Origin of the sequence: Methylotuvimicrobium buryatense (assembly GCF_005931095.1) — a bacterium.
GTDB lineage: Bacteria > Pseudomonadota > Gammaproteobacteria > Methylococcales > Methylomonadaceae > Methylotuvimicrobium > Methylotuvimicrobium buryatense.
Map to the genome: position 1 here is coordinate 1521550 of NZ_CP035467.1, position 26484 is coordinate 1548033.

Consider the following 26484-nt stretch of genomic DNA (forward strand, 5'->3'; position numbering starts at 1 on the left):
GGAATGGGTTCTTGGCAAAACGTGGCTTGCAACCATAAGCGCCAACTAAAAGAAATGACGCGTCATTCCGCCAGGGATTGGCGGAATCTAGTGCCATGGATGGCAATGCCTAATTTCACCACCGCCTCCTTGGCAGGACGGGGCTTACAGCCCCGTCCTAAATGTTTCGACCATGGCTAAAGCCGCCGAGGCGTTTGGTGCAAATCGAAACGTTGGGAACGGGTTAAATAGCCTGTCCCGCAGAGGTATTTGTTTCTTATTCATTTGTATCGCGAAGCTAGAGCTTCACGTATCGGTTAGAGCTCACTGCCATTAAGTTAAGCCGTCACAGAGATAAGTAATGCTTGCATTCAGGCTCTAATGTGCATCAAAAGCTTGCCATCCATGGCACTGGATTCCGCCAGTCCATGGCGGAATGACGGGTTTCCCTTAACTTAATGGCAGTGCAAGCTAGAGCTTGGGAAACAGCAGACACCCCTGGCTTCGAGATCGCGATCAGGGGATCGCTCCCACAGGACGTCCGCCGCTCTCTGTGGGAGCGACGCCTTCGTCGCGACTATCGAAGCCAGTAACGCTCAAACACCAATAGCCTTTCCGGACAACACAACAATTTAGCGCTCGGTCGCTACTTTTTGCACAATTAGATATATTTATACTTAATGTATAAAGACGAGAGCTAGAGCTTGGGAAACAGCAGACACCCCTGGCTTCGAAATCGCGATCAGGGGATCGCTCCCACAAAGGATTACAGCGATGTGGGAGCGACGCCTTCGTCGCGATTATTGAAGCCACTGACTGTCAATATCCGCAGATTTATCAAACAGCACCGTTCCCAGATAATCGATAACCTCTGTCTAGCAAGTTTACCGAGAGTTCATTTTAGAAAACGAAAAACAACTCGGGCGATTATTCAAAACATTCCGCTTCATTTAGCGCTTTTCCTTGTCGGTCCTTATCGGAAAGAACCGGGTTGATATTAGCCGGCCATTGTATGCCGATGGTCGGATCGTTCCAAGCGATGCAGCGTTCGAGTTCCGGTGCGTAGTAGTCGGTGGTTTTGTATAGAAAATCGGCCGTTTCGCTGAGTACGACAAAACCGTGTGCAAAGCCTGGGGGAATCCACATTTGCCGGTGGTTCTCTTCGCTAAGTTCGGCACCGACCCATTGACCGAAAGTCGAGGAACCTTTTCGGACATCGACTGCTACGTCGAATACGGCGCCGCTTACGACTCGAACGAGTTTGCCTTGTGCTTTTGGCGCGAGTTGATAGTGCAGGCCGCGCAGGACGCCTTTGGAGCTGCGGCTGTGATTGTCTTGAACGAATTGTAGATTGCGCCCGGTGGCTTGCCGGAAGGACTCCTGATTATAACTTTCCAGAAAGAAGCCGCGGGCGTCTCCGAACACTTTCGGTTCGAGAAGGATGACGTCGGGGATTGCGAGCGGTGTGACTTTCATCAAAAAACCTTTTCGTTGTTAAGAATCCGTAATAAATATTGCCCATAGCCGTTTTTTGAGAGAGGTTGGGCCAATCGTTCGAGTTGGGTATTGTCGATCCATTTTTGCCGGTAGGCAATTTCTTCAGGACAGGCGACTTTTAATCCTTGGCGGTGTTCTATGGTGGCAATAAACTGGCCGGCATCGAGCAGCGAATCGTGAGTGCCGGTGTCTAACCAAGCGTAGCCGCGTCCCATGATTTCGACATTGAGTTTATTTTCGTTTAAATAGAGCCGATTTAAATCGGTTATTTCCAGTTCGCCGCGAGGAGACGGTTTGAGATTTTTGGCGAGTTCGACGACATCGTTATCGTAAAAATAAAGGCCGGTCACGGCATAGTTGGATTTGGGTTGTTGGGGTTTTTCTTCCAGCGATAACGCTTTGCCGTTATTGTCGAATTCTGCGACGCCATAGCGCTCGGGGTCTTGCACATGGTATGCGAAAACAGTGGCGCCTTCGGTGCGCTTCATTGCATTACCGAGCAATTGGTGGAGGTCATGACCGTAAAAAATGTTGTCGCCTAGTACCAATGCCGCTAAGTCGTTGCCGATAAAAGACTGGCCGATGATGAAGGCCTGGGCGAGTCCGTCGGGCGAGTCTTGTACGGCATATTGCAGGTTTAATCCCCATTGTTCGCCGGTGCCGAGCAGTTGTTCGAAACGCGGAGTATCTTGAGGTGTGGATATGATCAAGATGTCGCGTATTCCGGCCAGCATCAACGTGCTGAGAGGATAATAGATCATCGGTTTATCGAAAACCGGCAGTAATTGTTTGCTAATCGCAAGTGTTGCCGGGTGCAGTCGGGTGCCTGAACCGCCTGCCAATATGATCCCTTTTCGAGTTGGAGGCGGTTTTTGAGTGGTAAGTGAGCTTGCGGTCATGGTGTACTCCAGTTTTTGTCTGTAACGTTTTAATCCCGATTACATAATTCTCTGATTACCCGGTCAACATATAACCGCCAATCGGGAAAATGTAACGCCAAGGAATTGGCGAGTGCGTCGGTCTTCAAACGCGAGTTTTTCGGACGCTGGGCAGGAAGCGGATAGGCTTCGGTTGGAATCGGCTGTATGTTTTCAGGTTTAAGCTTAAGTTGCATTCCGTTTTCGTGGGCTCGTTGCACGGCATAACAGGCCAATTCGTGCCAGGTCGTTTCGCCGCCGGCCGTCAAGTGGTATATGCCTCCGGCTAGTTGATTGCGGCGAAAGCCGATAATGGCGTGGGCGGTAACATCGGCTATGAGTTCGACGCAAGTGGGTGCGCCGAATTGATCGGCTACGATATTCATATTATCGCGTTCTTGGGCGAGCCTCAGGATGGTTTTAATAAAATTATTGCCCTGTGCGGAAAATACCCAACTGGTTCGGAAAATCAGTGTATTGCATCGGCTATCTAAAATGGCTTTTTCGCCCGCGCGTTTCGATTTTCCGTAAACGCTTTGCGGGTTGGTTGCATCGGTTTCGAGATAGGCTTCTTTTTTTTCGCCGTCGAATACATAATCGGTCGAGTAGTGCACGAGTAAGGTGTCGTTGGTTTTCGCGTATTGTGCCAAGAGATCGACCGCCTCGGCATTGATTGCGTATGCGGCTTTCTCGTCTGTTTCGGCTTTGTCAACGGCGGTGTAAGCGGCGGCATTGACGATAATGTCAGGTTTGCGTTCTCTAAGTAAACCGAGTAACGCTTCAGGGTTTTGCAGATCCGCTTCGTCGCGGCCGAATGCGCTAACTTGGCCAAGAGGGAGGAGTGTTCGTTGAAGTTCCCGTCCGACTTGTCCGTTTTTACCTAATAATAGTAAGTTCATGAGAGTTTTGTTTGAAATTGTGGTGCAAGTGACTCGTTGCTAAAAAAGATAGTGTATATTGACGCAATTTTCGGGCTAAACTTAATAAAATATTCCAAACTTATCGATGGCCGTGTCGAGTTTGAAGGCTACTCACTTAACGCGGGATAGTTTAAGGTTAATCCTTAGGAATACGCACAAAATAACTTATACAAGTAGTAGGCTTTGTGGCGGTTTGGTGACTCGCTTGACAGGACGCCGTGAATACATCCGTGTAGGCTTGACGGCGGCTATCCCTGCCGCCGACACCTGTCAATCGAGCCACCAAATCCCCTTCCAACCGTTGTCTAAGTTATTTCATGCTCGTTCCTTAGTGCTTTTGTCCCTCTTTAAGTGGGAAGCCACTTTGAATAACAACAAAAAATGAAAATACTGCACATACTTGATCATTCGATTCCACTGCATAGCGGTTACACTTTTAGAACCCGTGCTGTTTTAGAACAACAAAAAAAACTCGGTTGGCAAACGTTTCATCTGACTTCGGCCAAACATAAAATCGCCGAGCAAGCGGTTGAAGAAGTCGACGGGCTGCTTTTTTACCGGTCGCCGATGCCGCGATTTTTTTGGGCCGATTGGCCGATTGTGAATCAATGGGCGATTGTAAAATCGCTCGGTAAACGCTTGGATGAAATCATTCCTGAAATTAAACCCGATGTTTTGCACGCGCATTCCCCCGCGTTGAACGGATTGGCCGCTCTGAAAGCGGCACGAAAACACAATATTCCATTGGTCTACGAATGCCGCGCGTTTTGGGAAGACGCGGCTGTCGATCACGGATCGACGACCGAAGGCAGTTTGCGTTATCGCGTGACTCATTTTCTGGAAACCCATGTATTTAAAAATGCCGATGCCGTGACGACGATCTGCGAGGGCCTGCGAAACGACATTATCGGCCGGGGCGTTGCCGATAGCAAAATTACCGTGATTCCGAATGCGGTCGATATCGATAAATTCATCTACGGGGTTGAGCCGGACCTGCCATTGCGCGAACAACTGGGATTGGTGGATAAGGTGGTATTGGGATTCATCGGTTCGTTCTATGCCTATGAAGGCATTCCTTTATTGCTCGATGCCTTGCCCGCGATTCTGAAGGAAATTCCGGATGTTCGTTTATTGTTGGTCGGCGGCGGTCCTCAGGATGCCGCGATTAAGCAAAAGGCCCGCGATTTGGGTTTGCAGGACAAGGTCGTTTTTACCGGGCGAGTGCCGCACGATCAAGTGCAAGGCTATTACAATCAGGTCGATATTTTCGTTTATCCGCGCCTGTCGATGCGTTTGACTGATTTAGTTACGCCGCTCAAACCGTTGGAGGCGATGGCGCAAGGGCGATTGGTCGTAGCGTCCGATGTCGGCGGGCATAAAGAATTGATCGACGATGAAAAGACCGGTTATTTATTTGCAGCGGGAAATGCCGAAAGTCTCGCGCAAACGGTTCTACGCTTGTTGAGCAATCGTTCCCAGTGGGATGCGATTCGCGCGAACGGGCGCCGTTTCGTCGAGGAAAAACGGAATTGGGCCTATAGCGTAAGTCGTTATCAAAATGTCTATCAGCGTTTGCTTCAAAAATGATTGTCCATGACCGATAAAACTCCTCGCATTGTCGTTTTTTGTTCTTTGTTTCCCAGTTCCGCGCAACCGAATTCCGGTGTATTCATTCGTGAACGCATGTTTCGGGTCGGTCAGCAATTGCCGATTGTCGTCGTGTCGCCGGTTGCCTGGTTTCCGTTGCAAGGCCTGATCCGTTTTGTGAAGCCGGGTTTTCGGCCTCAGCCGCCGAAATTTGAATTACAACAGGGTGTTGAGGTTTATTATCCTCGTTTTTTGTCGATTCCGGGGCTATTAAAGCAGTGGGACGGTTTTATGATGGCTTTGGGTTCATTGCCGATCATGGTCCGATTGAAGCGGAAACACCGATTTAATTTGATCGATGCGCATTTCGCCTATCCGGACGGTTATGCCGCGACATGGCTCGGTAAATGGTTCAAGGTACCGGTGACGATTACATTAAGAGGGACCGAAGTCAGTTTGTCGAAGTTTCCGGCACGCAAACTTCGGATTGTTTCGGCCTTGCAGTGGGCCACGAAAATATTTTCGGTGGCCGATTCGCTCAAGCGTCACGTCGTTGCGTTGGGCATCGATTCGAACAAAATACAAGTCGTCGGTAACGGCGTCGATGCCGATAAGTTTCAACCGGTTGATCGCGCCGAAGCCAGGCGAGATTTGAATTTGCCTGAGGATGCGCCAGTATTGATATCGGTGGGCGGTTTGGTCGATCGCAAAGGCTATCATCGGGTTATCGAAGTATTGCCGTTATTGCTCAAAGAATTTCCCGACTTGATGTATTTGATCGTCGGCGGGGCTTGCGCCGAGGGTAATAATCGAAAGCAATTGGAACAACAAGTCGCCGATTTGAATTTGCAAAACCATGTCCGCTTTTTAGGGCCGTTGCCTTCCGAGCAATTGAAATCGCCGTTATCGGCATCGGATGTATTTGTATTGTCGACGGCCAATGAAGGGTGGGCCAATGTTTTTTTGGAGGCGATGGCTTGCGGTTTGCCGGTGATAACCACCGATGTCGGCGGCAATAGCGAAGTCGTCAATGATGCGTCACTAGGTACGATCGTGCCCTTCGGCGATGCTTCGGCATTACGGCTTGCTTTATCGGATGCGTTTAATAAACGGTGGGATAGACAGGCGATCAGGCATTATGCCGAGCAGAACGCGTGGCATCACCGTGTCGATACTTTGGTTGCCGAATTTAAGCAGATTATAGAAAAAACAGAAATCGATTAAAGGGTGAAAAATGGGATTTATTGCTGGCTGGTTTGGTACCGGTATCGATCGAAATCAAGCGTCTGAGCTTGCCGAATCGCTGAAAGGTTGCGCGCCCGAGTCGACTAAAAAAACGATCGGCATACGGATAACCGATTCGTTTGTTTTAGTCTCCGATGATAAACGGTCGCTTGAACAGGGGGGTTGTCGGCTTGCGCTCACCGGTCACGGTTTCGGTCCGCTAGAAGCGATTGTCGAAAACTATAAAGCTAAGGGCGCCGATTTTATCAAGGATATGCAAGGCGCATTTACCTTGATGTTTTTCGATGAATCCGAGAAACGCTTGTTGTTGGCGACAGACCGCCTAGGGCAAAACAATCTCTATTATGCGCAAACGCCGAACGGAATCGTGTTCGGTTCGACGGCCGATAGTGTCGTTGCGCATCCCGAAGTCAGTTCGGAGATTTCCCGCCAATCGATTTACGATTATGTCTATTTTCATCATTGCCCGAGCCCGCATACGATTTATCGGCAAGTCCAAAAATTGGAGGGCGGGCAATTATTGACTTATCAAGATGGAAAAATCGCTCTGCAGTATTACTGGATGCCGGTTTTTTCCGAACAAGGGGCTTATTCACTCGAGAAATCCGGACAAGAGTTACGGAATGAAATCATCGAAGCTGTCCGGCAGTCGGCTGCCGATTCGAATGTGACCGGCGCGTTTTTGAGCGGCGGCCTGGACAGTTCGAGCGTTGCCGGTGCATTGTCTAAAGTGTATCCGGAGCAAGCCAAAACTTTTACGATGGGTTTTCCGGTTGAAGGCTACGATGAGATCGAGTATGCGCGTATTGCGGTCGATTGTTTCAAAACCCGGCCGCATGAATATTATGTGACGCCGGAGGATACCGTGGCAGCCGTGCCGAAAATTGCCGCGTTTTACGACGAACCGTTCGGTAATTCGTCTGCGTTGGCGGCTTATTATTGCGCCAAATTGGCTAAAGAGAACGGCATTCAGGTAATGCTGGCCGGCGACGGCGGCGATGAGTTGTTCGCGGGCAATGAGCGTTATGCGAAACAATTGTTGTTCGACCGTTATTATCGTATTCCGGGCTTTGCCAGAACGTTTCTGAGAACCGGTCTGTACAATGCGCCCGATGCGCTGCTGAAAAATAAAATTCTTTTTAAAGCCAAGCGCTATGTCGAGCAAGCCGAAGTGCCGTTACCGGACCGCTTGCAAGACTATAACTTCCTGAACCGACATCCGGCTCAGGAGATTTTTACCGGCGATTTTCTGGCAGGCATCGATATCGACCGGCCGATTCAGAGTCTGCGGGATTGTTATCACCGTCCTGAAAATGCATCGGCTTTAAACCGTATGTTGTACATGGACTGGAAAACGACCTTGCATGACAATGATCTGGTCAAGGTCAACCGAATGTGCGAGATGGTCGGTGTCGAGGTGCGTTATCCGTTGCTGACCAACGCGATTGTCGATTTGTCTTGTCGGGTACCGTCTTCGGAAAAGTTGAAAGGTCAGCAATTGCGTTGGTTTTATAAGCAAGCGATGCGCGGTTTTTTGCCCGAAGCCATTATCAACAAATCCAAGCATGGTTTCGGTTTGCCGTTCGGGATTTGGTTGCAGGATCATCAACCGTTGAAAGAACTCGCTTACGATAGTATCGGCGCCTTGAAAAAGCGCGATTATTTTCGCACCGATTTTCTTGATCATGCCGTTAAGATGCACCAAAGCATACATGCGGCCTATTACGGCGAATTGATTTGGATCTTGATGATGCTGGAGCTTTGGTTTCAGGCGAAAAATCATCACTAAGCCGTAATTCGCGGTTTCCCAAGCTCCAGATTTTTGCTGTTTCCCAAGCTCCAGCTTGGGAAACCGGTTCCGGAAGCTCTAGCTTCCCGTCCTAATTAAGGTGCAAAAACATGCCAAGAAGCAGTTATCGAGTGTTAACCAACCCTTGCCCGCATTTCCTGACAGCAACAATAAACCACTGGCTGCCATTGTTCACAAATCCAAAGTTAGTCGATATCGTGCTTGACTCCTGGCGTTATCTCCAGCGCAATGACAATTTTCAACTTTACGGTTATGTCATCCTTGAAAATCACTTACATCTGATTGCCGCTTCCGAAAATTTAAGCCGTGATATCCAACGATTTAAGTCATACACGGCAAAACAACTCATTGCCCATCTTGAACAGCATCGTTCAAATAGGTTATTGGAATTACTGGCATTATTTAAACGGGTACACAAGCATGATAGTGACTATCAGGTTTGGGAAGAAGGCAGCCATCCGCAAATAATAGAGTCAGAGAAGGTTATGCGTCAAAAGCTGGAATATATTCATCAAAACCCCGTTAAACGCGGCTATGTAGATAAGCCGGAACATTGGCGTTATTCCAGTGCGCGAAACTATTTAGGGCAAGAAGGGATGATCGAAGTGATTCGGCAATGGTGAGGGTCTCGGGAAGCTGGAGCTTCCGGGTTGGGTTTCCCAAGCTGGAGCTTGGGAAACAGCTGAACTTATCGACCCAGGATTTTTCCATTCACCCTTCGACAGGCTCAGGGCGAACGGAAAAATCCTTAACTTAATGGCAGTGAAGCTGGAGTTTGGGAAACAGCTTGTTGATGATGTTGGCGCTTTGGTTTCAGGCGAAAAATCATCACTAAGCCGTGACGACTCGGTTTCTGCCGGTTTGTTTGGCCCGGTACATGGCTTGATCGGCCCGATCGATAAATTTATCTAGCGTGTCGTCGCCGCGTAATGTGCTGGTGCCGAGGCTTGCGGTCATGCGTATTGTTTCCAGTCCGTAAGCGAAGATATGATTTTCGATGTTTTGCCGAATTCTTTCCGCCAACAATTCGGCGCCGTCTAAATCGGTCTCGCTGAGAAGAACGACGAATTCCTCGCCGCCATAACGAAACACGATGTCGCTGCTTCTAATGCTTTCATTGATCCATTTGGCGACAGATGTTAATGCAAGGTCGCCGCATTGATGTCCATAATTATCGTTGATACTTTTGAAATGGTCGATATCGATAAATACTACCGATAGATGGTTGCCGTTTCTATGTGCAAGGCGCATTTCGCGGCGAACGATGTCATTGAAGGCGGAACGGTTTCGTGTTTGCGTTAGCACATCGGTAAATGCCAGATTCATTGCTTGCTGAAATAAGGTCGCGTTTCTGAGCGGATAAATCAAGCAACAAAGCAACGTTTCAATCATTGTTAATTCTTGTTCGGAAAACTTCTGACGACGCATCAATTTTAGTTCGCCGAGTTGCTGTTCTTCGACTTTCATTGCATAAGAGCATGAGCTTCGAGTGACTATGCCGTTTTTGATTTCGAGATCGAATTCTTCGTTGCTGTAAACAAAGCCGCTATGTGGTATCAGATTTTGGATTTTATTACTGAAGATATGAACCAATTCATCGAACTCCAGTGTGGTTTGCAAGGCGCTGCTAATGTCATAATGAGTCAAATTATCCGCTTTGAAGGCTTCGAATGTGTTATTAGTGACAACGGCAAGATTGGCGGCTTTTTTTTGCATGGCTAAATCCTCGATAAAGATTTGTTTGTAGGATTACAGCTATGATCGTGCCAAAACATAAAAAATCTTTTTATATCAATGTTATGAATTAATTGCGTCAATAACATGACGGGATCGATGGCAAAATCTTGCCGCCCCTATCTGCAGGCCGGTTTAAGAATCGGAAATCGAATAATGCGGTAAGTCTAGCGCGGGGCGGGTTATTCAACCCGCCCCAAACGTTCCGACTTGCTTTGGCCACGGTCGAAACTTTTATGCTGTTACCCAAGCTCCAGCTTGGGTAACCTGTTCAGGAAGCTCTAGCTTCCCGACGATCAGGCAGATTGAACGAGCAAGTCGGGTTTGGTTGCGGTTGTTTCGGTCTCTGGAAGCTGGAGCTTCCGGGGTGTGTTTCCCAAGCTGGAGCTTGGGAAAGAGCGGGATGCGGGTTGGCCGTTTTTAGCTTGATGCGTATGGTTATTCAACCCGCCCTGCCATGAACCTGGCTTAAGTCGCTATATAATTTAGGAGTAAACGACATGAAAAACGACCCGAATAAAGAACGCCAAACCAACGAGCAAGACAAAGAAAGGCCTTTAGAGCCGGATTCCACGCAATCGAATTCTACTCCCGAAATAGGAGGCGCTCCTGGCCCTGAACCGACCCGATACGGCGATTGGGAAAAGAAAGGCCGGTGTATCGACTTTTAACCTGGAAAATTCCCTATGCTAAGGGTAGTATGTGGCTTTCAATAACAGCAGGCGGCGGTTATGAACAGTACTAACAGACCTTTATCCCCTCATCTACAAGTCTACCGATTGCCCTTGACGGGCCTCATTTCCATTACCCATCGCATGACCGGCGTCATGCTTTCTTTAGGCTTGATCCTATTTTTATGCATGCTTTATGCGATTGCCGGCGGCGCCGAAGCCTTCGCGGCAATGCAGGCGATGACCGATTCGATTTTGCTGCAAATCGTACTTTGGGGCTTTATGTATGCGCTGTTTTTTCATTTATGTCACGGCGTTCGTCATCTGATTTGGGATGCCGGTTGCAGTTTCGACAACGAAACATTGAACCGGTATGCGCTAATCGAGCTTTTCGTTTCGCTGGTTTTGACAGCAGCCACCTTTGCATTTTTCATTCTTTAGGAGTCAAGTATGGACTATCGATCTCCGATTTCGAAAGCGCGCGGTTTGGGCTCGGCTAAATCCGGTACCGAACATTGGTGGATGCAGCGCGTTACCGCCGCGGCTTTAATCCCCTTGTCGTTTTGGTTGGTTATGTTACTCAAACTCGCTACCACCGCGACCTATCAAGAAACGATAACCTGGTTGGCGTCGCCGTTTAATGCGGTTGTTATCGCGCTATGGATTTTGGCGGTATGTTTCCATGCGGCATTGGGCGTGCAAGTGGTCATCGAGGATTATGTTTCCGCCGAAGGCGCTAAAATCATTGCGGTCTGGACGTGCCATTTACTGTTTACGGCAATCGCTGTCGCGGCATTGTTCGCTGTTTTACAAATATCTCTAGCAGGCTAAACATGACGGGAAGTTATAAGATTATCGAACACAGTTACGACGTGGTGGTGGTCGGCGCAGGAGGTGCGGGGCTGCGTGCGACTTTCGGGATGGTTGAAAAAGGCTTGAAGACCGCTTGTATTTCGAAAGTCTTTCCAACCCGCAGTCATACCGTGGCTGCTCAAGGCGGCATCAGCGCCGCGCTCGGCAACATGGGCGAGGACGACTGGCGTTTTCACATGTACGACACGGTCAAAGGTTCGGACTGGCTGGGCGATCAGGATGCGATCGAATATATGTGCCGCGAAGCGATTCCAGCCGTGATCGAGTTGGAGCATTACGGCGTGCCGTTTTCCAGAACGCCGGAAGGCAAGATTTATCAACGCGCGTTCGGTGGCATGACCACGCATTTCGGAAAAGGGCAGGCGCAACGCACATGCGCGGCGGCCGATCTGACCGGTCATGCGATTTTGCATACCTTGTATCAGCAGTCTTTGAAGCATAACGCCGAATTTTTCGTCGAATATATCGCGCTCGATTTGATCATGGAAGGCGAAGAATGCAGGGGCGTGCTGGCTTGGTGTTTGGATGACGGTTCCTTGCACCTTTTCAAGGGTCACATGACCGTACTGGCGACAGGCGGTTACGGGCGCAGTTATTTTTCTTGCACGTCGGCGCATACCGTGACCGGCGACGGAAATGCGATGGTGCTGCGGGCCGGTTTGGCATTGCAGGATATGGAGTTCGTGCAGTTTCATCCGACCGGTATTTACGGTTCGGGCTGTTTGATTACCGAAGGCGTGCGCGGGGAGGGCGGTTATTTGACCAACTCCGAAGGCGAACGCTTCATGGAAAGGTACGCGCCGTCGGCGAAAGATCTGGCATCCCGCGACGTCGTGAGCCGAGCGATGACGGTCGAAATCAATGAAGGCCGCGGTGTCGGTCCGCTCAAGGACCATGTGTATTTACACATCGAACATTTGGATCCGGCGATCATTCACGAACGTCTGCCGGGAATCGCCGAGACGTCACGGATATTCGCCGGCGTCGATGTCACCAAGGAGCCGATTCCGGTACTGCCGACCGTGCATTACAACATGGGCGGCATTCCGACCAATTACAAAGCCGAAGTCGTCACGCTGAAAGACGGCGATCCCGACAAAGTGATACCGGGCTTGATGGCGATCGGCGAAGCGGCTTGCGTGTCGGTGCATGGCGCCAATCGCTTGGGGTCTAATTCGCTGCTCGATTTGGTCGTCTTCGGACGTTCGGCGGCGATTCGCTGCGCTGAATTGATCAAGCCCGGCACGGCTCATAAACCGCTCGCGAATGATGCATGCGACAAGGCCTTGGAGCGGTTCGACAAATTGCGCAATGCCAACGGCAGCCGAACGACATCCGAGATCCGTCTCGACATGCAGCGCGTCATGCAAAGCAAGGCGGCCGTGTTTCGGACCGGGTCGACATTGGCGGAAGGGCTCTCGCAGCTCAAAGCCATTCGAGAAACCTTTGCCGATGTGAGCGTGGCCGACAAGTCGATGATTTGGAATACCGATCTGGTCGAAACCTTGGAATTGGATAATTTGATGAGTCAGGCTGTTGTGACGATGGCGGCGGCCGGGAATCGAACCGAAAGCCGGGGAGGGCACGCCCGTGAGGATTTCAGTCAGCGCGACGATGCGAATTGGCTGAAACATAGTTTGCTTTGGTTAAACGATAATGAAGTCAAAATCGACTATCGGCCGGTGCATTTATACACCTTGACCGATGAAGTCGAAGCCATTCCGCCGAAAGAGAGGGTTTACTGATGGTTGAGTTTACACTGCCGAAAAATTCCAAGTTGACCCGGGGCAAATTTTTTAAGGCTCCCGACGGCGCAACGAATGTCAGGCGATTCGAGGTGTATCGCTGGGACCCCGATTCGGGTGAAAATCCGCGCATCGATGCTTATGAAGTCGATGTCGGCAGTTGCGGCCCGATGGTACTCGATGCCATTATCAAGATTAAAAACGAGATCGACAGCACCTTGACGTTCCGGCGCTCGTGCCGCGAAGGGGTTTGCGGGTCTTGTGCGATGAATGTCAACGGTAAAAATACCTTGGTATGTACCAAGGCGATCGACGAATACAAGGGCACGATCAAGATTTTTCCGTTACCGCATATGGCGGTCGTCAAAGACTTGGTTCCCGATATGACGCATTTCTATGCGCAATACGCCTCGATCAAACCGTGGATGGCAACGCAAACACCGCCGCCGGCCGATTCCGAACGGCTACAGAGCCGGGAGGATAGGGCAAAACTGGACGGGCTATACGAATGCGTGCTGTGTGCTTGCTGTTCGACCAGTTGTCCGAGTTATTGGTGGAACAGCGAGCGCTATTTGGGTCCGGCCATTTTGTTGCAGGCTTATCGATGGCTAGTCGACAGCCGCGATGAAGGTACCGGCGAACGTCTCGACGAATTGGAAGACCCGTTCAAGCTGTACCGTTGTCATACGATCATGAACTGTACCGACACTTGTCCTAAAGGCTTGAATCCGGCCAAGGCGATAGCGGAAACTAAAAAACTGCTGGTGCAACGAAAGCTGGGGTAATGAGCGAATTGGCCAAACTTCGTTGGAGATGCCGACGCGGCACGCTGGAACTGGATATCATGTTGATCAATTATCTCGAGTATGGTTATTTGGCCGCCGAGGACGACGAAAAAAAAACGTTTCTAGCCTTGCTGAACTTGGAAGATTCGTTGCTTTTGCCGTTATTGATGGGCGATTGCGAACCCGCGCCAGGCATGCAAGCGGAGCTAGTCGCAAAAATTCGGGGCTTGATGCAAGGCAGTCGTTGAGCTGTTTTCGGTTGTTTTTTTTACGCTCTGGAGGCTCTGCCTTAATTTAAATAAATATTAGGCTCTTATGTGCCTAAAAGCTTGCCATCCATGGCACTGGATTCCGCCAATCCCTGGCGGAATGACGAGATTCCCTTCTGCGGGACGGGTTATTTAACCCGTCCCCAACGTTTCGGTTTGCCCTAAACATTTCGGCTGACTTCGGCCAAAGTCAAAACGTTTAGGACGGGGTTGCAAACCCCGTCCTGCTAGGGATATGCTGGTTTTTGGGCTTTAGCTGAAGAAACTTGCTAATCAGGTTAAGTTAAGCCGTCACAGAATAAGTAATGTTGGCATTCAGGCTCTAATGTGCTTCAAAAGCCTGCCATCCATGGCACTGGATTCCGCCAGTCCATGTCGGAATGACGAAATGCCCTTAACTTAATGGCAGTGACGCTCCGGCGTGGGAATGCTGTCAGGGACGCTCTGATTCCCGTGCCTCAGAAGCGGCACTAAACGGCCCCATGTTAAGTCGCTCGTTTTTACACATAAATTGTAGGGTGCTCTAAGTGCAGCGTACCCTATGGAGTCATGAAACCTGTAGGATAGAAACAGATAAGGAAAGGTTTATCGATGGAATACAAAGACTATTACAAAATAATGGGCGTCGAAAAAACCGCGACTCAAGACGAGATCAAGCGCGCCTATCGTAAACTGGCGCGAAAATATCATCCCGATGTCAGCAAGGAGCCCGATGCCGAACAAAAATTCAAGGAAGTCGGCGAGGCTTATGAAGTCCTGAAAGATCCTCAAAAAAGAGCAGCCTACGACCGCATCGGCAGTCAATGGCGCGAAGGTCAGCCTTTTACGCCGCCGCCCGATTGGGATGTCGGTTTCGAATTTTCCGGCGGCGGCTTTACCGGCGGCGACACGTCGGGTTTCAGCGACTTTTTCGAATCGCTGTTCGGGCGAGGCGGGCCGTTCGGTGCAGGCAGACAAGCCTATAGCCGGTCGTTTTCGGCACAAGGACAAGACCATCGCGCTAAAATTCTGATCGATCTCGAAGATGCCTATCACGGCGCTTCTCGCCTAATTAGCTTACAAATCCCTGAGCTCGATGAAGCCGGGCGCATGATCAATAAAACGCGCACATTGAACGTCAAAATTCCCAAAGGCGTGAAGGCTGGGCAACAAATCCGTCTGACCGGTCAAGGCGGGCCCGGCATCGGACATGGTAGGCAAGGCGATTTGTATCTCGAAATTGCGTTCAGAAAGCATCGTCTTTTTCATGCCGAAGGGCTCGATATCTATTTGGAACTGCCGGTAACGCCTTGGGAGGCTGCCTTGGGCGCAACGGTTGCCGTGCCGACGCTGGGCGGCGCGGTCGAATTGAAAATACCGCCCGGTTCGCAAACCGCCCATAAGCTGCGGTTGAAAGGGCGAGGCTTACCCGGCAATCCGCCCGGCGATCAGTTTGCCGTTTTGAAAGTTGTCGTGCCTCCAGCCAAGTCTGATGCCGATAAAGCGATTTACGAACAAATGGCAAAAGCGATGCCGCTGAATCCGAGAGTCGGGATGGGAGTCTAGTATGAGCAATGAAATTATCATAAGCAGCGTAACCGTTCTGGATGATAATACCCGTTTTACGTTGCTTGAATTGTGCATGCTCGGACAAACCAGCGCCGAGTGGATAATCGAACTGGTCGAGGAGGGCGTTTTGGAGCCGGAAGGTTCTCAAATCGGCGACTGGCGTTTCGGGGCGGACGCGCTGAAAAGGCTTCAAGCCGTTCAACGGCTTCAGCGCGATCTTCGCATAAATCTACCCGGTGCTGCATTGGTGCTCGAGCTGCTTGAAGAAATCGAAATGCTACGGCAACGGTACGGAAGCTAAGTGTGACAGCTATCGTAAGCGGAATACGAGAAATTGGGCGCTTCAAAAGCCCCGGATTTCGTTTCACTTCATCCGGGCTACATCACTAGCGTAACCCGACATTTTCTCCATCGATATGTCGGATTTCGACTCCGCTTAACTCGACCTAGCCGGCTAGATGTGGAAGCTTTCATTAAGCGTTACAAAATTGCTTCAACCAACGAATCAGATCAGTTTGCCCCATCGCGCCCGATTGTCGGGCAATATCTTTTCCCGAAGCAAATACAATCAAAGTCGGGATACTTTTAATACTGTATTGCGCGGCAATGTCTTGTGCTTGATCGGTGTTTAGTTTAGCGAAACGTAAGGCCGGCTCCAGGTTTTTTGCGGCGGTTTTAAAAACCGGTGTCATGGTCTTGCAGGGCCCGCACCAAGGGGCCCAAAAATCGACGACGACCGGAATATCGTTGCGTTCGATATGTCGAGTAAAATTTTGATCGTTTAATTCGATGGGGTTTCCGGTGAATAACGGTTTTTTGCATCGGCCGCAAACAGGATGGTCTTTGATGCGCTCCGACGATAACCGATTGATCGCATTACAATCAGGGCAGGCAATATGGATTGACTTCATCGCTTTTTCTCGGGATTGTTCTTGGGAATCGACTTGCTTTTATAGAATGTCTATTATGGTCTTTTAATACGATTCAAACATCTTTTGTGAATAAAGTTAACATCGTCAGGTTGGTTCCGGTCGGATTTTTTCGTATTAATGAGCTTTCAGTCAACTAACCGAGCTTTTTATTGGCATCGTTTTGATGTCATGCTATGTTCCTATCTTCTCGAAAAACCGACTAAGTTTTTCAATATGAAAACAATTTACCCTATAATGTCCGGCCTTATATTCAATCGGCATCTGTCCAATCACTTAAAAAGGATACAAAGAAAAAAATGGCTGTTGAAGCAAATGAATTTAAAAACGCTCTGCAACTTTGGGCGAGCGGTGTGACGGTTATTACAACAAATACCGAACGCTACGGCACGCAAGGCATGACCGCAACTTCTTTTTGCAGTGTTTCGCTGGAGCCGCCGCAAATTTTGGTTTGCATCAATGAAAATGCGGATACCGGTGACGGTATTGAAGAAAGTCGGCATTTCGCGGTCAATATTCTCACTGCGGAACAAGAAGAGGTTTCTAATCAATTTGCCGGCGGCGCTAGTCAGGAAGAGCGTTTTGCGAATGTATCGTGGGAAAATGGCATTTGCGGTATGCCGATTTTAAACGATTGCCTCGCAAGTCTGGAATGCAAGGTTGTCGAAAAAGTCAAAGCGGGCACTCATTGGATTATGATTGGCGAAGTACAGGATGTCGTGTGCCGATCAGGTTCGCCGTTGCTTTATTTCCGGTCGGCTTATCGCGCTTTGTCGGAATAAGGTTAAGGCATTGAGCGCGCTACGTTATGCGGTTGGCGCGATGTAACGATTTCGGTTTTACCTAACTGATTGCTTGGCATACAATTCGTGTGCAGTGTGCAAAGCTGGTTCGATCATTCATCGCGAATTGATGTTCCGGTTATACTTCGCGCGGCCATGGTTACGGATTTTATGGCAATGCTATTTTGTTCGGTAGCAAGGCGCGAAAACAGGCGCATAGCAAGCTATGTAACTGTTTTCGTAACGCAGCTATCGGACAAAAGAGCGAGTCAGAAAGCCGAAAATGTGGCCGCGCGAAGTATATGTCGACTTATGTCGTTTAATAAGTTTAATAATAATTAGGAGGATAGTATGTTTAAAATTCGTTCGCTGGTGACAGCTCTGGTTTTAGCCGGTTCGGTATCGGGTGCTTATGCTTGGGAAGCATTGCCCACGAAGGCGCCGGAGCCTGCCGATAATCCAACGACTGCTGAAAAAGTGGCACTAGGTCAAATGCTTTATCATGACCCTCGCTTGTCTTCAACGGGTACTGTGTCTTGTGCTTCTTGTCACAACACGATGCTCGGCGGCGAGGACAATCGTCCGAATTCTATGGGCGTAAACGCCCAGACCGGTGGCAGAAGCGCGCCGACTGTTTGGAATGCGGCCTTCAACAAAGTGCAGTTTTGGGACGGCCGTGCTGCGAGTCTCGAGGAACAGGCCGCAGGCCCCGTGGCCAATCCTATCGAAATGGGTATGAAAGACTGGGACGCCGTGGTTGCCCGTTTGAAAGCTATCGAGGGTTATCATGAGGCGTTTACTAAGGTGTTCGGTGAAAATTCGATCAGCCAAGAAAACGTTACCAAGGCGATAGCCGCTTATGAAAGAACGCTAATTACTCCGAACAGCCCTTATGATAAATATGTCAATGGCGACAAATCGGCCCTCACCGAACAACAAGTTCGCGGCATGAATAAAATGGCTGAACTGGGTTGCACGGCTTGTCATAGCGGGCCGGCATTCAACGGTGCAGGTACGTATCAAAAATTTCCTGTGAACAGCAACGGTTATTTTGAAGCGCAATATAAATTCAAAAGAGACAAAGGCCGCGCCGAAGTTACCAATAATCCAGAAGACGAACATATGTGGAAAGTACCGACTTTGCGCAACATAGCGTTAACCGCACCTTATTTCCATAACGGTTCGGTCTCTACTTTGGAGAAAGCCGTTAAAGTGATGGGCAAATTGCAGTTGGACAAAGATTTACCGGATGAGGATATTGAAGATATCGTTGCGTTCTTGAACGGACTGACGGGGCAATTTCCAAAACAAAGTATGCCGATATTGCCGAGTACTCCGGGGCGTCTTGCCAAATAAGCTTTTATTTAATTCGAACGTCTAGCTTGTTGCGCTAGACGTTCGCTAATCCTGATAGATCTCCAGTTGATCGATACGATTATCAATCAACATCAACATGTCTTGATATTTCGGGCTGTAAACCGTTCCGTAGTTTTTTTTGAACGCGGATCGGTCTAGGTTTTCAGGCAAATCCCTGACATCCGGCATGAACGCCGTGTAGTCTTTGATTTCAGCCATCGCCTGCTGCAAACGGCGCGCATTTTCAGGGTTCGATACGGCCAGTTGACCGAAACGCATGCCGGCACGATTGCCGGCTAAATCGACAAAACTAAACCCGCTGCCGCTTCTCGCATCACTCAATTCTTTTTCCAGTCCTATCATATTCGCCAAATGACCGCCGCCGGTTGCGGTTAGTGTTGCCGATGCGATGAAATGCTTGGCTAGATCGATTCTTCGATACAAAAATACCGGATATTCAGTGTGCGGCTTGGCGGTGATATTTCTAGGTAGATAGGGCATCGTTTCGTGTTTGTTGACATAGCTGTTGATCGTGAAAATCACGATTCGGTTTTCCTTGATGGCCGTCTTTAGGCTGGATCGTTGATGGGCGAGTTTGAACAGCGGTTGAATCAGGTCCGCTAGCGATAAAAGCCACTCAGGATCGTGATTATCGATCACTTCGGTCAGTTTTTGTTGATAAAAAATCATCGATTGACGGTCTTTGGCGCGATGTAATAAATCGGCCGTGTGTTCGGCGAAAGCCGGATCGGTGATGTAGGTTAATCTCAGGTTTTCTTTGGTGAAATGAAAATCCAGAATTTGCTCGGTTACGAGTATATAGTGCTGTTTTAGGTGGGCATATTTGATGGTTTTCTTAATCAGCCACTCGGCAAGTTCGTCGGCGAATTCGACGAGCCCAATCTTTAATGAATGAATGTGTGTCGAGCCGTTCGTTTTGGCTAAGTTGAACTGCAGATTAAGATATTTACCGAAGAGATTTTTCGGTAAGTGCAGTGATATTTTAAAACCTATCGATGTATCATCAAGTGTAAGTATTGAATGACTGCTTAGATAATTATCGAGAATGTAGTCCAGCGCTATGTTCAAATCCCGTTCGTTTAGCTCGACAGTTCTGATGTTGTCGCTAACCGGGCTGCCTTCGAAAATTTCTTTAGCCCGTTCGATATCCTCGTCATTCATTTGCCAATCGGCTTGAACCGAAGGTTCGGGCTCTACTGCATACAGTATGACTAAGGCCAAAAGTACCGGCGGTGCGGTGAATAAGGCGAATAAAAAACGGGTAAGCAGTAACATTAAAAGTTAGCAACAGGATAGTTTGAATCCGGCTGCCTTTAGATAATCGGCCTCTTTTTTTAAATCGGCACGGGTCAGCGGCGACTGGTCGAGCCAGTCTTCAGGGAAGGTTAATTTTAGTTTAGTTTTAACGATTGTTATTGAAAATTCGGGTAATTCAATGTCATTACGATTGCGGTGGAGCAATATCGCAAGTCTAAGCAATATTGTCATGAACGGCGCATATTGTCGCCATGGGTCGGAAAGTCCTTCGAAGCGTTCCATTGAAAATTTTCTGCGATGCGATTTAATTAAAACCGATACTATGGCTTGATCCTGTTTGGAAAAGCCGGCAAGATCGGCATTAGCGATAATATAGGCGCCATGTTTATGGTATTGGCTGTGTGCGATGTCTCGGCCCATTTCATGCAAGTCGGCGGCCCAATTCAAAAAGTTAATGCCGTTTTCTTTGTTATCGTCATCCGAAAAAAGTTCGATTTGTTTCAGCATCGTATGTAATGTTTTTTTAATGCGGTCCGCATGAGCTTGATCGGTGTGATAGCGTTCGCTTAGCATTTGCACGGTCTCGGAACGTATGTCCCGATTATAGATGCGCCCCAATAGGTCATAGACCAAACCCTCGCGTAAAGCGCCATCGGATATCGTCATTTGCTCGATACCCAAGGCTTTGAAGGTTGCGGCGACGATCACGGCGCCGCCAGGGAATACCGGCAAGCGTTCCGGGTCGAGTTCCGGTAGGTTCAGTTCGTTAATGTGCTTTGCCGATCTGATTCGTTCCATTAACTTGTCGAGCCCATCTTGCGTAATGCCGTTATTGCTCCAACCGGTAGCTTCCAAGACTTTTTGAATAGCCCTTAAACTACCCGACGCGCCGATGGCTTCATCCCAGTTTTTTCGGTTATAAAACTTTTGATGGGGTTCGAGTTTTTGTTGGGCAAACAGTAGTGCGTCATTGACCGCTTGTACGGACAGTTTGCCGTCCGGGAAAAACAAGTTGCTGACCGACACGCAGCCCATATTCAAACTTTCCTTGATTCGTGGCTTATCATCGGTGCCGATGATATATTCGGTGCTGCCGCCGCCGATATCCATCACGAATCGTTTCGTGGCGCTGCTGCTTAAGCTGTAGGCGACACCCTGATAAATCAAGCGCGCTTCTTCGACGCCGGAAATGATATGAATCGGGTGGCCTAATGCGCGTTCGGCTTTGAGAATGAATTGTCTTGAATTCGTCGCGTTGCGTAAGGTACTAGTCCCGACGCAACGAACGCTTTCGGGAGGAAGATTACCAATGCGCTGACCGAATCGCTCAAGACATTCGAGGGCTCTTTTCTGTGTGGTCAAATTTAAATGATTCTTTTTATCGAGACCGGAAGCTAGTCGGACCATTTCTTTGATTCGGTCGATAATATGTAGTTTGCCGTCTTTTAAGCTGCACACGATCATATGGAAGCTGTTGGACCCGAGGTCCACGGCGGCTACGATTTCGGGTATTTTTTGAGGCACTGTCTTTCCAGTTTAGTCGGCGAGAATGTTGGGTTTCTGATAGAATTGCACGGTTTTGTCTGCTAAATCGAAATATCGAAGCCAAACGCGTATCGTAATATACGGCGGGCAGGCGCCTAATTTAACTTATTTGCAGGTTTGCGTTAAGTGTTACTTTTCCGATGAATGCTCTATCCATTCGTAATCTTACTAAAATTTATAATAACGGTTTTCAAGCGTTGCAAGGCATCGATCTCGATGTTCAAGCCGGCGATTTTTTTGCATTGCTCGGGCCGAACGGCGCAGGTAAATCGACCACTATCGGTATCGTCAGTTCTCTTGTCACAGCATCTGGCGGAGATGTGACGATATTCGATTACGATTTGAAGAAACAACGAAATCAGGCTAAAAACTGTATCGGCATCGTGCCGCAAGAAGTCAATTTCAATCAATTCGAAACGCCGCGACAGATTGTACTTAATCAGGCCGGCTATTACGGCATGCCGCGTCAAGAAGCGATTCGGCGCACCGAAATTTGTTTGAAGCAAATGGATTTATGGGATAAGCGCAACGATGTGTCGAGGCGATTGTCGGGAGGTATGAAACGGCGCTTGATGATCGCCAGGGCAATGGTGCATGCGCCGAAATTATTGATTCTCGATGAACCGACTGCCGGCGTGGATATAGAAATCAGGCGTTCGATGTGGGAAATGATGCAGGAAGTCAACCGGCAGGGCACGACGATTATTTTGACGACGCACTATCTTGAAGAGGCCGAAAGCCTGTGCCGCAATATTGCAATCATCAATCATGGGCGTATCGTCGAACATTCTGATATGGCCGGATTGTTGGAACGCTTGCATGTCAATCATTTCTTATTGGATTTGGCCGCTCCGATAGCTTCGGCACCAGTGATACCCGGCTATCAAATCGAAAGACTGTCCGAGCGTTCATTGGACGTCGGCGTGCCGAAAGAGGAGGGGCTGAATAAGTTGTTTGCGTTGCTGTCCGAACAAAACATTCAGGTCGCCAGTCTCAAAAATAAATCGAATCGGCTCGAGCAATTGTTTATGGATTTGATCGATTCGACGAAGCAGCAAGGAGCCACTTAATGAACAGCGCTATTGCATTCAAAACCATCGTAGTCAAAGAAGTGCGCCGATTTACCCGCATCTGGCCGCAAACACTCTTGCCGCCGGCCGTAACCACAGCATTGTATTTTTTGATCTTCGGTAAATTGATCGGCGATCGCATCGGTGCTATCGATGGCGCGAGTTATATGGAATACATCGTACCCGGAATTATTTTAATGTCGGTGATTAGCCATTCCTACGCGAATGTCGTTTCGTCGTTTTATTCGACTAAATTTCAGCGGCATATCGAAGAGCTGTTGGTTGCACCGGTGCCGAATTGGGTGATTCTGGCCGGTTATGTCTGCGGCGGTATCGTTAGAGGCGTTATGGTCGGTTTGGTCGTTGCCTTAATTTCGCTGCTGTTTACTCGCATTGATGTCGCTCATCCTTGGATTGCCGTTGCCGTATTCGTGTTGACCGCAACCTTGTTTTCATTGGCCGGTTTCATCAATGCGGTATTTGCCGACAGTTTCGACGATATTGCGATCATACCTAGTTTCGTGCTCACGCCGTTGAGTTATCTCGGCGGCGTGTTTTATTCGGTATCGATGCTGCCGGGCATCTGGCAAAAAATCTCGTTGGGTAATCCGATACTCTACATGATTAACGCCTTTCGTTATGGCCTGATCGACGTGACCGATGTCGATATTCAAATAGCGTTTGCGATTACCGGCGGTTTTATCGTTTTTCTTTCTCTATTTAGTCTGTATTTGTTGCATAAAGGCGTCGGTATAAAAAATTAGGTTATGTTCTCGTAAAGTTGAAATTAATACTAAACGGATAACAAGTCCTGATTAGCAAGTTTCTTCAGCTAAAGCCCAAAAACCAGGAGATCCTAGCAGGACAGGGTTTTCAACCCCGTCCCGCAGAAGTGGCTGCGGCTACAACTGGCCTCAGCTCGGACACTTGGCTTCGGCAAGCTGAAGCATCTTGCTAATCAGGTAATAAGTTATTAAATTGACTCCCTTATTCTTCATGATCTTCATGGTGAAATGCTTTTTCTAGGATAAAAAGCTCTTGCGTATCCGCCTTATTCAATTCTTCGACTATCTATGACTTTAATCGACCAACTTCAATCGCAATTGCAAAAGCTCCCTCCTGAACTGAGTGAAAACGTGCAGGCAAAATTGCAGCAATGGGACGAGCAAACCGCATTATTAACGACCGTTCCGGATTATCCCGAACTCTTATTAGCTTCGTGGGTTAAGGTTTGGACATCGAGCCTTTTCGTGGCCGATAGTTGCATTCGCCGACCCGAAATGTTGTTCGATTTGATCGAGTCGGACGAGTTGTTTAAGGCTTATGCCGAGACGCAGTATGCCGAAAAGCTATCGAAATTGACGGATGAGAGCGAAGCCGAATTGATGGTGTCGCTGCGACGCTTGCGTAATAGGGAAATGGTCCGTATTGCCTGGCGCGATCTGGCCGGTTGGGCGACGCTCGAAGAAACCTTGCATGAGTTGACATGGCTAGCCGAAGCTTGCATTCGTTTTGTCTTGGATTTTTTATACCGGCAAGCCTGCGATAAATTCGGCACGCCAATGCTTACAAGCGGCCAAGCCCAGCAAATGGTGGTGCTCGGCATGGGTAAGCTCGGCGCCTATGAATTGAACTATTCTTCCGATATCGATTTGATTTTCGCATTCGCCGAAGACGGAGTTTTAAGCGATAGAAAACAAACCACGTATGGCGAATTTTTCAGCAAAATTTGCCGTAAGCTGGTCAAGATGTTGGATGAAACCACTGCCGACGGTTTCGTGTTCAGAACCGATATCAGGCTTCGGCCGTTTGGCGATAGCGGTCCTGTGATCATGAACTTCGACGGCATGGAAAATTATTATCTGACCCAGGCGCGCGAATGGGAACGCTATGCGATGATCAAAGCCCGTCAGGTTGCAGGGGATGAATACACCGGTCCGCAATTGATGAAGATGCTGCATGCATTCGTGTATCGCCGTTATCTCGATTACGGCGCGTTCGAGGAACTGCGTTCGTTAAAGTATAAAATCACGCAAGAGTTGCAGCGCAAGGACAGGCTCGACAATATTAAACTCGGTCCCGGCGGCATTCGCGAAATCGAATTTATCGGACAAGCTTTTCAATTAATCCGCGGCGGCCAGGAAAAGTCTTTGCAAAATAGACGTATCCTCGAGGTTTTACAGCGGTTGGGCGAGATGGAGTTATTGGCGCCCCAGGATGCCGAGCAATTGATCGGTCATTACCGGTTTCTGCGCGAAGCCGAAAATCACATTCAACAATATCAAGACCGACAAACTCACGATCTGCCGCAAGATCCCCCGGTTCAACTCATCCTGGCTTATTCAATGGGTTTTTCTGATTGGCCGCAATTTAAAGCGAAGCTGGACGATATTCGCCGGCAAGTCCATGACGAATTCGATCTGGTTTTTTCGCTTTCCAAACAAGATAAAAGAAATCTCGAGGCCGAATCGATTTGGGCTGGGCATGCGGACGACGAAGAGCTTTGTTTGCAACTGCTGGATTTAGGGTTTAGCAGTGCCGAAGAAATATTGCTTCAAATCCGTGAATTCAAGAAATCGCCGGCTGTCAAACGGCTCACCGCCAAAGGGGCGGCTGTGCTGGACCGCTTGATGCCGCAACTGCTGGAGTCGGTGCGGCAAGTCGAAAACCCGGATGAAACCTTGAAGCGTCTTTTACGTTTATTCGAAGCGGTAGCCGGGCGCAATGTCTACTTATCATTGCTCTACGAAAATCCCGAAGCGCTGACGCAATTGGTCAAATTGTCCGCGGCAAGTCCTTGGATTTGCGATTATTTGGCTCACTATCCGGTGTTGTTCGATGAATTGCTCGATACCCGTTCGTTGTACGAACCTCTGAAAAAGCAAGCCTTGCAAGCCGAACTTGCCGAGATGTTGGCCGATATCAACATTCAAGATACAGAGCAATTGATGATGGTGCTCCGTAAGTTTAAGCATATCAATCTGCTTAGGGTAGCCGCCGCCGATATCATGGGTATTATCCCTATCATGGTGGTCAGCGATTATTTGACCTATATCGCCGAAACAATTGTCGAGCGCACCGTCTCGCTATGTTGGCGGATCATGACCGACAAACACGGCGCTCCGCCGAATACCGATAATGTTTCGATCGGCTTTGGTGTTTTGGGTTTCGGTAAATTGGGCGGTATCGAGCTAGGCTATGGTTCCGACCTTGATATGGTCTTTTTGTACGACAGCAAGGATACTCATGCGCTGACCGACGGCGCTAAACCGATCAGTTGTTCGCATTTTTACGGGCGGCTCGGGCAAAAAGTCATGCAGATGCTCAATACGCGTCTGTTGTCCGGGATTTTGTATGAAGTCGACATGCGTTTGCGGCCAAGCGGCAATGCCGGCTTATTGGTCAATCATGTCGATGTTTACGAGGACTATCTGCGCGATAATGCTTGGACTTGGGAACATCAAGCCTTGGTGAGAGGGCGCTTTATTGCCGGCGACCCTGCGATAAAAACCGAGTTCGAGGCGATTCGCAACAGAATTCTGTGCATGCCCCGGGATCATTATTCCTTGAAAAAGGAAGTGCGTGAGATGCGCGAAAAAATGCGTGAAAATCTCGATACGACCAAAGCCGGCGAGTTCGACTTAAAACAAAGCAAAGGTGGTATTGCCGATATTGAGTTTATAGTACAATTCTGCATTTTAGATCAGGCGGCAGCTAACGGGTCCTTGGTAACCTATACCGATAATGTTCGATTGTTGGATGGGTTGGCTCAAATCGGGACTTTATCGGAGCCGGTGACCGAGCAGCTCAAACGGGCTTATTGTTGCTATCGCGACTACGGGCACAAACAAGCACTGCAAGGTGATAAGGCCGTGGCTTCGGAAGAGGATTTTGCAGTATTGAGAGCTCATGTGGAACGCATATGGCAACAGGTGATGGAATAA

Annotated in this window: 24 protein-coding genes; 17 read left to right on the plus strand and 7 right to left on the minus strand. The window is 48.8% G+C overall.

Features of this window, described 5'->3' with window-relative positions; genetic code table 11:
* Positions 1–906 precede the first annotated feature (906 nt).
* From rfbC to rfbD, 3 genes are read right to left on the minus strand one after another with little or no spacing between them, the layout of a single operon-like run.
* The gene (gene rfbC / locus EQU24_RS06920) at positions 907–1455 is read right to left on the minus strand and encodes a dTDP-4-dehydrorhamnose 3,5-epimerase (RefSeq protein WP_017840187.1); all 549 of its coding nucleotides are present in this window, start codon (positions 1453–1455) and stop codon (positions 907–909) included.
* Positions 1455–2375 (minus strand): glucose-1-phosphate thymidylyltransferase RfbA, encoded by a 921-nt coding sequence (rfbA, locus tag EQU24_RS06925; protein WP_017840186.1) that lies wholly within the window; start codon positions 2373–2375, stop codon positions 1455–1457. Before rfbA ends, rfbC begins: the two co-directional genes overlap by 1 nt.
* Before the next feature lie 29 nt (positions 2376–2404).
* Positions 2405–3292, minus strand: coding sequence for a dTDP-4-dehydrorhamnose reductase (gene rfbD / locus EQU24_RS06930; protein WP_017840185.1), 888 nt, complete (start codon positions 3290–3292; stop codon positions 2405–2407).
* Between the two features lie 402 nt (positions 3293–3694).
* Between rfbD and EQU24_RS06935 the strand changes: the two genes are divergently transcribed.
* The 4 genes from EQU24_RS06935 to EQU24_RS06950 all read left to right on the plus strand — a co-directional run bounded on the left by EQU24_RS06935 (position 3695) and on the right by EQU24_RS06950 (position 8578).
* Positions 3695–4900, plus strand: a complete 1206-nt coding sequence (locus tag EQU24_RS06935) for a TIGR04063 family PEP-CTERM/XrtA system glycosyltransferase (RefSeq protein ID WP_017840184.1) — start codon at positions 3695–3697, stop codon at positions 4898–4900.
* A gap of 6 nt (positions 4901–4906) precedes the next feature.
* Positions 4907–6124: a glycosyltransferase gene (locus EQU24_RS06940; RefSeq protein ID WP_017840183.1), complete on the plus strand. Its 1218-nt coding sequence runs from the start codon at positions 4907–4909 to the stop codon at positions 6122–6124.
* Between the two features lie 10 nt (positions 6125–6134).
* On the plus strand, positions 6135–7934 hold the full coding sequence (locus EQU24_RS06945; protein WP_017840182.1) for an asparagine synthetase B family protein: 1800 nt from the start codon (positions 6135–6137) through the stop codon (positions 7932–7934).
* Positions 7935–8044: 110 nt separating this feature from the next.
* A complete protein-coding gene (locus EQU24_RS06950; protein WP_026130108.1) occupies positions 8045–8578 on the plus strand; it encodes an REP-associated tyrosine transposase in 534 nt (177 codons plus the stop codon).
* Positions 8579–8786: 208 nt separating this feature from the next.
* Here EQU24_RS06950 and EQU24_RS06955 read toward each other — a convergent pair whose 3' ends face one another.
* Positions 8787–9671, minus strand: a complete 885-nt coding sequence (locus EQU24_RS06955) for a GGDEF domain-containing protein (RefSeq protein ID WP_017840180.1) — start codon at positions 9669–9671, stop codon at positions 8787–8789.
* A gap of 518 nt (positions 9672–10189) precedes the next feature.
* Between EQU24_RS06955 and EQU24_RS06960 the strand changes: the two genes are divergently transcribed.
* The 8 genes from EQU24_RS06960 to EQU24_RS06995 all read left to right on the plus strand — a co-directional run bounded on the left by EQU24_RS06960 (position 10190) and on the right by EQU24_RS06995 (position 15881).
* Positions 10190–10360 (plus strand): DUF1674 domain-containing protein, encoded by a 171-nt coding sequence (locus EQU24_RS06960; RefSeq protein ID WP_017840179.1) that lies wholly within the window; start codon positions 10190–10192, stop codon positions 10358–10360.
* A 60-nt stretch (positions 10361–10420) separates the two neighbouring features.
* Positions 10421–10801, plus strand: coding sequence for a succinate dehydrogenase, cytochrome b556 subunit (sdhC, locus tag EQU24_RS06965; protein ID WP_017840178.1), 381 nt, complete (start codon positions 10421–10423; stop codon positions 10799–10801).
* Positions 10802–10810: 9 nt separating this feature from the next.
* Complete coding sequence (gene sdhD, locus EQU24_RS06970; RefSeq protein WP_017840177.1) at positions 10811–11191, plus strand: succinate dehydrogenase, hydrophobic membrane anchor protein; 381 nt, start codon at positions 10811–10813, stop codon at positions 11189–11191.
* A gap of 2 nt (positions 11192–11193) precedes the next feature.
* Positions 11194–12978, plus strand: a complete 1785-nt coding sequence (gene sdhA / locus EQU24_RS06975; protein ID WP_017840176.1) for a succinate dehydrogenase flavoprotein subunit — start codon at positions 11194–11196, stop codon at positions 12976–12978.
* Positions 12978–13763 (plus strand): succinate dehydrogenase iron-sulfur subunit, encoded by a 786-nt coding sequence (locus tag EQU24_RS06980; RefSeq protein WP_017840175.1) that lies wholly within the window; start codon positions 12978–12980, stop codon positions 13761–13763. The genes sdhA and EQU24_RS06980 overlap by 1 nt, the downstream gene beginning before the upstream one ends.
* Complete coding sequence (locus tag EQU24_RS06985) at positions 13763–14011, plus strand: FAD assembly factor SdhE (protein WP_017840174.1); 249 nt, start codon at positions 13763–13765, stop codon at positions 14009–14011. The genes EQU24_RS06980 and EQU24_RS06985 overlap by 1 nt, the downstream gene beginning before the upstream one ends.
* 612 nt (positions 14012–14623) lie before the next feature.
* Positions 14624–15577 (plus strand): DnaJ C-terminal domain-containing protein, encoded by a 954-nt coding sequence (locus tag EQU24_RS06990; protein WP_017840173.1) that lies wholly within the window; start codon positions 14624–14626, stop codon positions 15575–15577.
* A 1-nt stretch (position 15578) separates the two neighbouring features.
* On the plus strand, positions 15579–15881 hold the full coding sequence (locus EQU24_RS06995; RefSeq protein WP_017840172.1) for a chaperone modulator CbpM: 303 nt from the start codon (positions 15579–15581) through the stop codon (positions 15879–15881).
* A 172-nt stretch (positions 15882–16053) separates the two neighbouring features.
* On the opposite strand, the gene trxC is transcribed toward EQU24_RS06995, so the two are convergent.
* Positions 16054–16491 (minus strand): thioredoxin TrxC, encoded by a 438-nt coding sequence (gene trxC, locus EQU24_RS07000; RefSeq protein ID WP_017840171.1) that lies wholly within the window; start codon positions 16489–16491, stop codon positions 16054–16056.
* A gap of 317 nt (positions 16492–16808) precedes the next feature.
* On the opposite strand from trxC, the gene EQU24_RS07005 reads away from it, so the two are divergent.
* Both EQU24_RS07005 and EQU24_RS07015 read left to right on the plus strand, forming a co-directional pair.
* Positions 16809–17291 carry a flavin reductase family protein gene (locus tag EQU24_RS07005; protein ID WP_017840170.1) on the plus strand — a complete coding sequence of 161 codons (483 nt, stop codon included), beginning with the start codon at positions 16809–16811 and terminating at the stop codon, positions 17289–17291.
* Between the two features lie 351 nt (positions 17292–17642).
* Entirely contained in the window at positions 17643–18647 is a 1005-nt protein-coding gene (locus EQU24_RS07015; protein ID WP_017840169.1) for a cytochrome-c peroxidase, read from the plus strand.
* Between the two features lie 45 nt (positions 18648–18692).
* Here EQU24_RS07015 and EQU24_RS07020 read toward each other — a convergent pair whose 3' ends face one another.
* Complete coding sequence (locus tag EQU24_RS07020; RefSeq protein WP_017840168.1) at positions 18693–19943, minus strand: hypothetical protein; 1251 nt, start codon at positions 19941–19943, stop codon at positions 18693–18695.
* Between the two features lie 6 nt (positions 19944–19949).
* The gene (gene ppx, locus EQU24_RS07025; RefSeq protein WP_017840167.1) at positions 19950–21449 is read right to left on the minus strand and encodes an exopolyphosphatase; all 1500 of its coding nucleotides are present in this window, start codon (positions 21447–21449) and stop codon (positions 19950–19952) included.
* A gap of 161 nt (positions 21450–21610) precedes the next feature.
* Between ppx and EQU24_RS07030 the strand changes: the two genes are divergently transcribed.
* From EQU24_RS07030 to glnE, 3 genes are all read left to right on the plus strand, one after another.
* Positions 21611–22540: an ABC transporter ATP-binding protein gene (locus EQU24_RS07030; protein ID WP_017840166.1), complete on the plus strand. Its 930-nt coding sequence runs from the start codon at positions 21611–21613 to the stop codon at positions 22538–22540.
* Positions 22540–23304 carry an ABC transporter permease gene (locus EQU24_RS07035; protein ID WP_017840165.1) on the plus strand — a complete coding sequence of 255 codons (765 nt, stop codon included), beginning with the start codon at positions 22540–22542 and terminating at the stop codon, positions 23302–23304. Before EQU24_RS07030 ends, EQU24_RS07035 begins: the two co-directional genes overlap by 1 nt.
* Positions 23305–23613: 309 nt before the next feature.
* On the plus strand, positions 23614–26484 hold the full coding sequence (gene glnE / locus EQU24_RS07040) for a bifunctional [glutamate--ammonia ligase]-adenylyl-L-tyrosine phosphorylase/[glutamate--ammonia-ligase] adenylyltransferase (protein WP_017840164.1): 2871 nt from the start codon (positions 23614–23616) through the stop codon (positions 26482–26484).

Excerpts from the sequence above, each read along its gene's own strand:
- rfbC (WP_017840187.1), bottom strand. The coding sequence starts at position 1,455 with ATGAAAGTCACACCGCTCGCAATCCCCGACGTCATCCTTCTCGAACCG.
- EQU24_RS06950 (WP_026130108.1), top strand. The coding sequence starts at position 8,045 with ATGCCAAGAAGCAGTTATCGAGTGTTAACCAACCCTTGCCCGCATTTC.
- EQU24_RS07020 (WP_017840168.1), bottom strand. The coding sequence starts at position 19,943 with ATGTTACTGCTTACCCGTTTTTTATTCGCCTTATTCACCGCACCGCCG.
- EQU24_RS06960 (WP_017840179.1), top strand. The coding sequence starts at position 10,190 with ATGAAAAACGACCCGAATAAAGAACGCCAAACCAACGAGCAAGACAAA.
- EQU24_RS06995 (WP_017840172.1), top strand. The coding sequence starts at position 15,579 with ATGAGCAATGAAATTATCATAAGCAGCGTAACCGTTCTGGATGATAAT.
- trxC (WP_017840171.1), bottom strand. The coding sequence starts at position 16,491 with ATGAAGTCAATCCATATTGCCTGCCCTGATTGTAATGCGATCAATCGG.
- EQU24_RS07030 (WP_017840166.1), top strand. The coding sequence starts at position 21,611 with ATGAATGCTCTATCCATTCGTAATCTTACTAAAATTTATAATAACGGT.
- sdhA (WP_017840176.1), top strand. The coding sequence starts at position 11,194 with ATGACGGGAAGTTATAAGATTATCGAACACAGTTACGACGTGGTGGTG.
- EQU24_RS06990 (WP_017840173.1), top strand. The coding sequence starts at position 14,624 with ATGGAATACAAAGACTATTACAAAATAATGGGCGTCGAAAAAACCGCG.
- EQU24_RS06980 (WP_017840175.1), top strand. The coding sequence starts at position 12,978 with ATGGTTGAGTTTACACTGCCGAAAAATTCCAAGTTGACCCGGGGCAAA.
- rfbD (WP_017840185.1), bottom strand. The coding sequence starts at position 3,292 with ATGAACTTACTATTATTAGGTAAAAACGGACAAGTCGGACGGGAACTT.
- EQU24_RS07005 (WP_017840170.1), top strand. The coding sequence starts at position 16,809 with ATGGCTGTTGAAGCAAATGAATTTAAAAACGCTCTGCAACTTTGGGCG.
- sdhC (WP_017840178.1), top strand. The coding sequence starts at position 10,421 with ATGAACAGTACTAACAGACCTTTATCCCCTCATCTACAAGTCTACCGA.
- EQU24_RS07015 (WP_017840169.1), top strand. The coding sequence starts at position 17,643 with ATGTTTAAAATTCGTTCGCTGGTGACAGCTCTGGTTTTAGCCGGTTCG.
- sdhD (WP_017840177.1), top strand. The coding sequence starts at position 10,811 with ATGGACTATCGATCTCCGATTTCGAAAGCGCGCGGTTTGGGCTCGGCT.
- EQU24_RS06955 (WP_017840180.1), bottom strand. The coding sequence starts at position 9,671 with ATGCAAAAAAAAGCCGCCAATCTTGCCGTTGTCACTAATAACACATTC.
- glnE (WP_017840164.1), top strand. The coding sequence starts at position 23,614 with ATGACTTTAATCGACCAACTTCAATCGCAATTGCAAAAGCTCCCTCCT.
- EQU24_RS07035 (WP_017840165.1), top strand. The coding sequence starts at position 22,540 with ATGAACAGCGCTATTGCATTCAAAACCATCGTAGTCAAAGAAGTGCGC.
- EQU24_RS06985 (WP_017840174.1), top strand. The coding sequence starts at position 13,763 with ATGAGCGAATTGGCCAAACTTCGTTGGAGATGCCGACGCGGCACGCTG.
- rfbA (WP_017840186.1), bottom strand. The coding sequence starts at position 2,375 with ATGACCGCAAGCTCACTTACCACTCAAAAACCGCCTCCAACTCGAAAA.
- EQU24_RS06940 (WP_017840183.1), top strand. The coding sequence starts at position 4,907 with ATGACCGATAAAACTCCTCGCATTGTCGTTTTTTGTTCTTTGTTTCCC.
- EQU24_RS06935 (WP_017840184.1), top strand. The coding sequence starts at position 3,695 with ATGAAAATACTGCACATACTTGATCATTCGATTCCACTGCATAGCGGT.
- EQU24_RS06945 (WP_017840182.1), top strand. The coding sequence starts at position 6,135 with ATGGGATTTATTGCTGGCTGGTTTGGTACCGGTATCGATCGAAATCAA.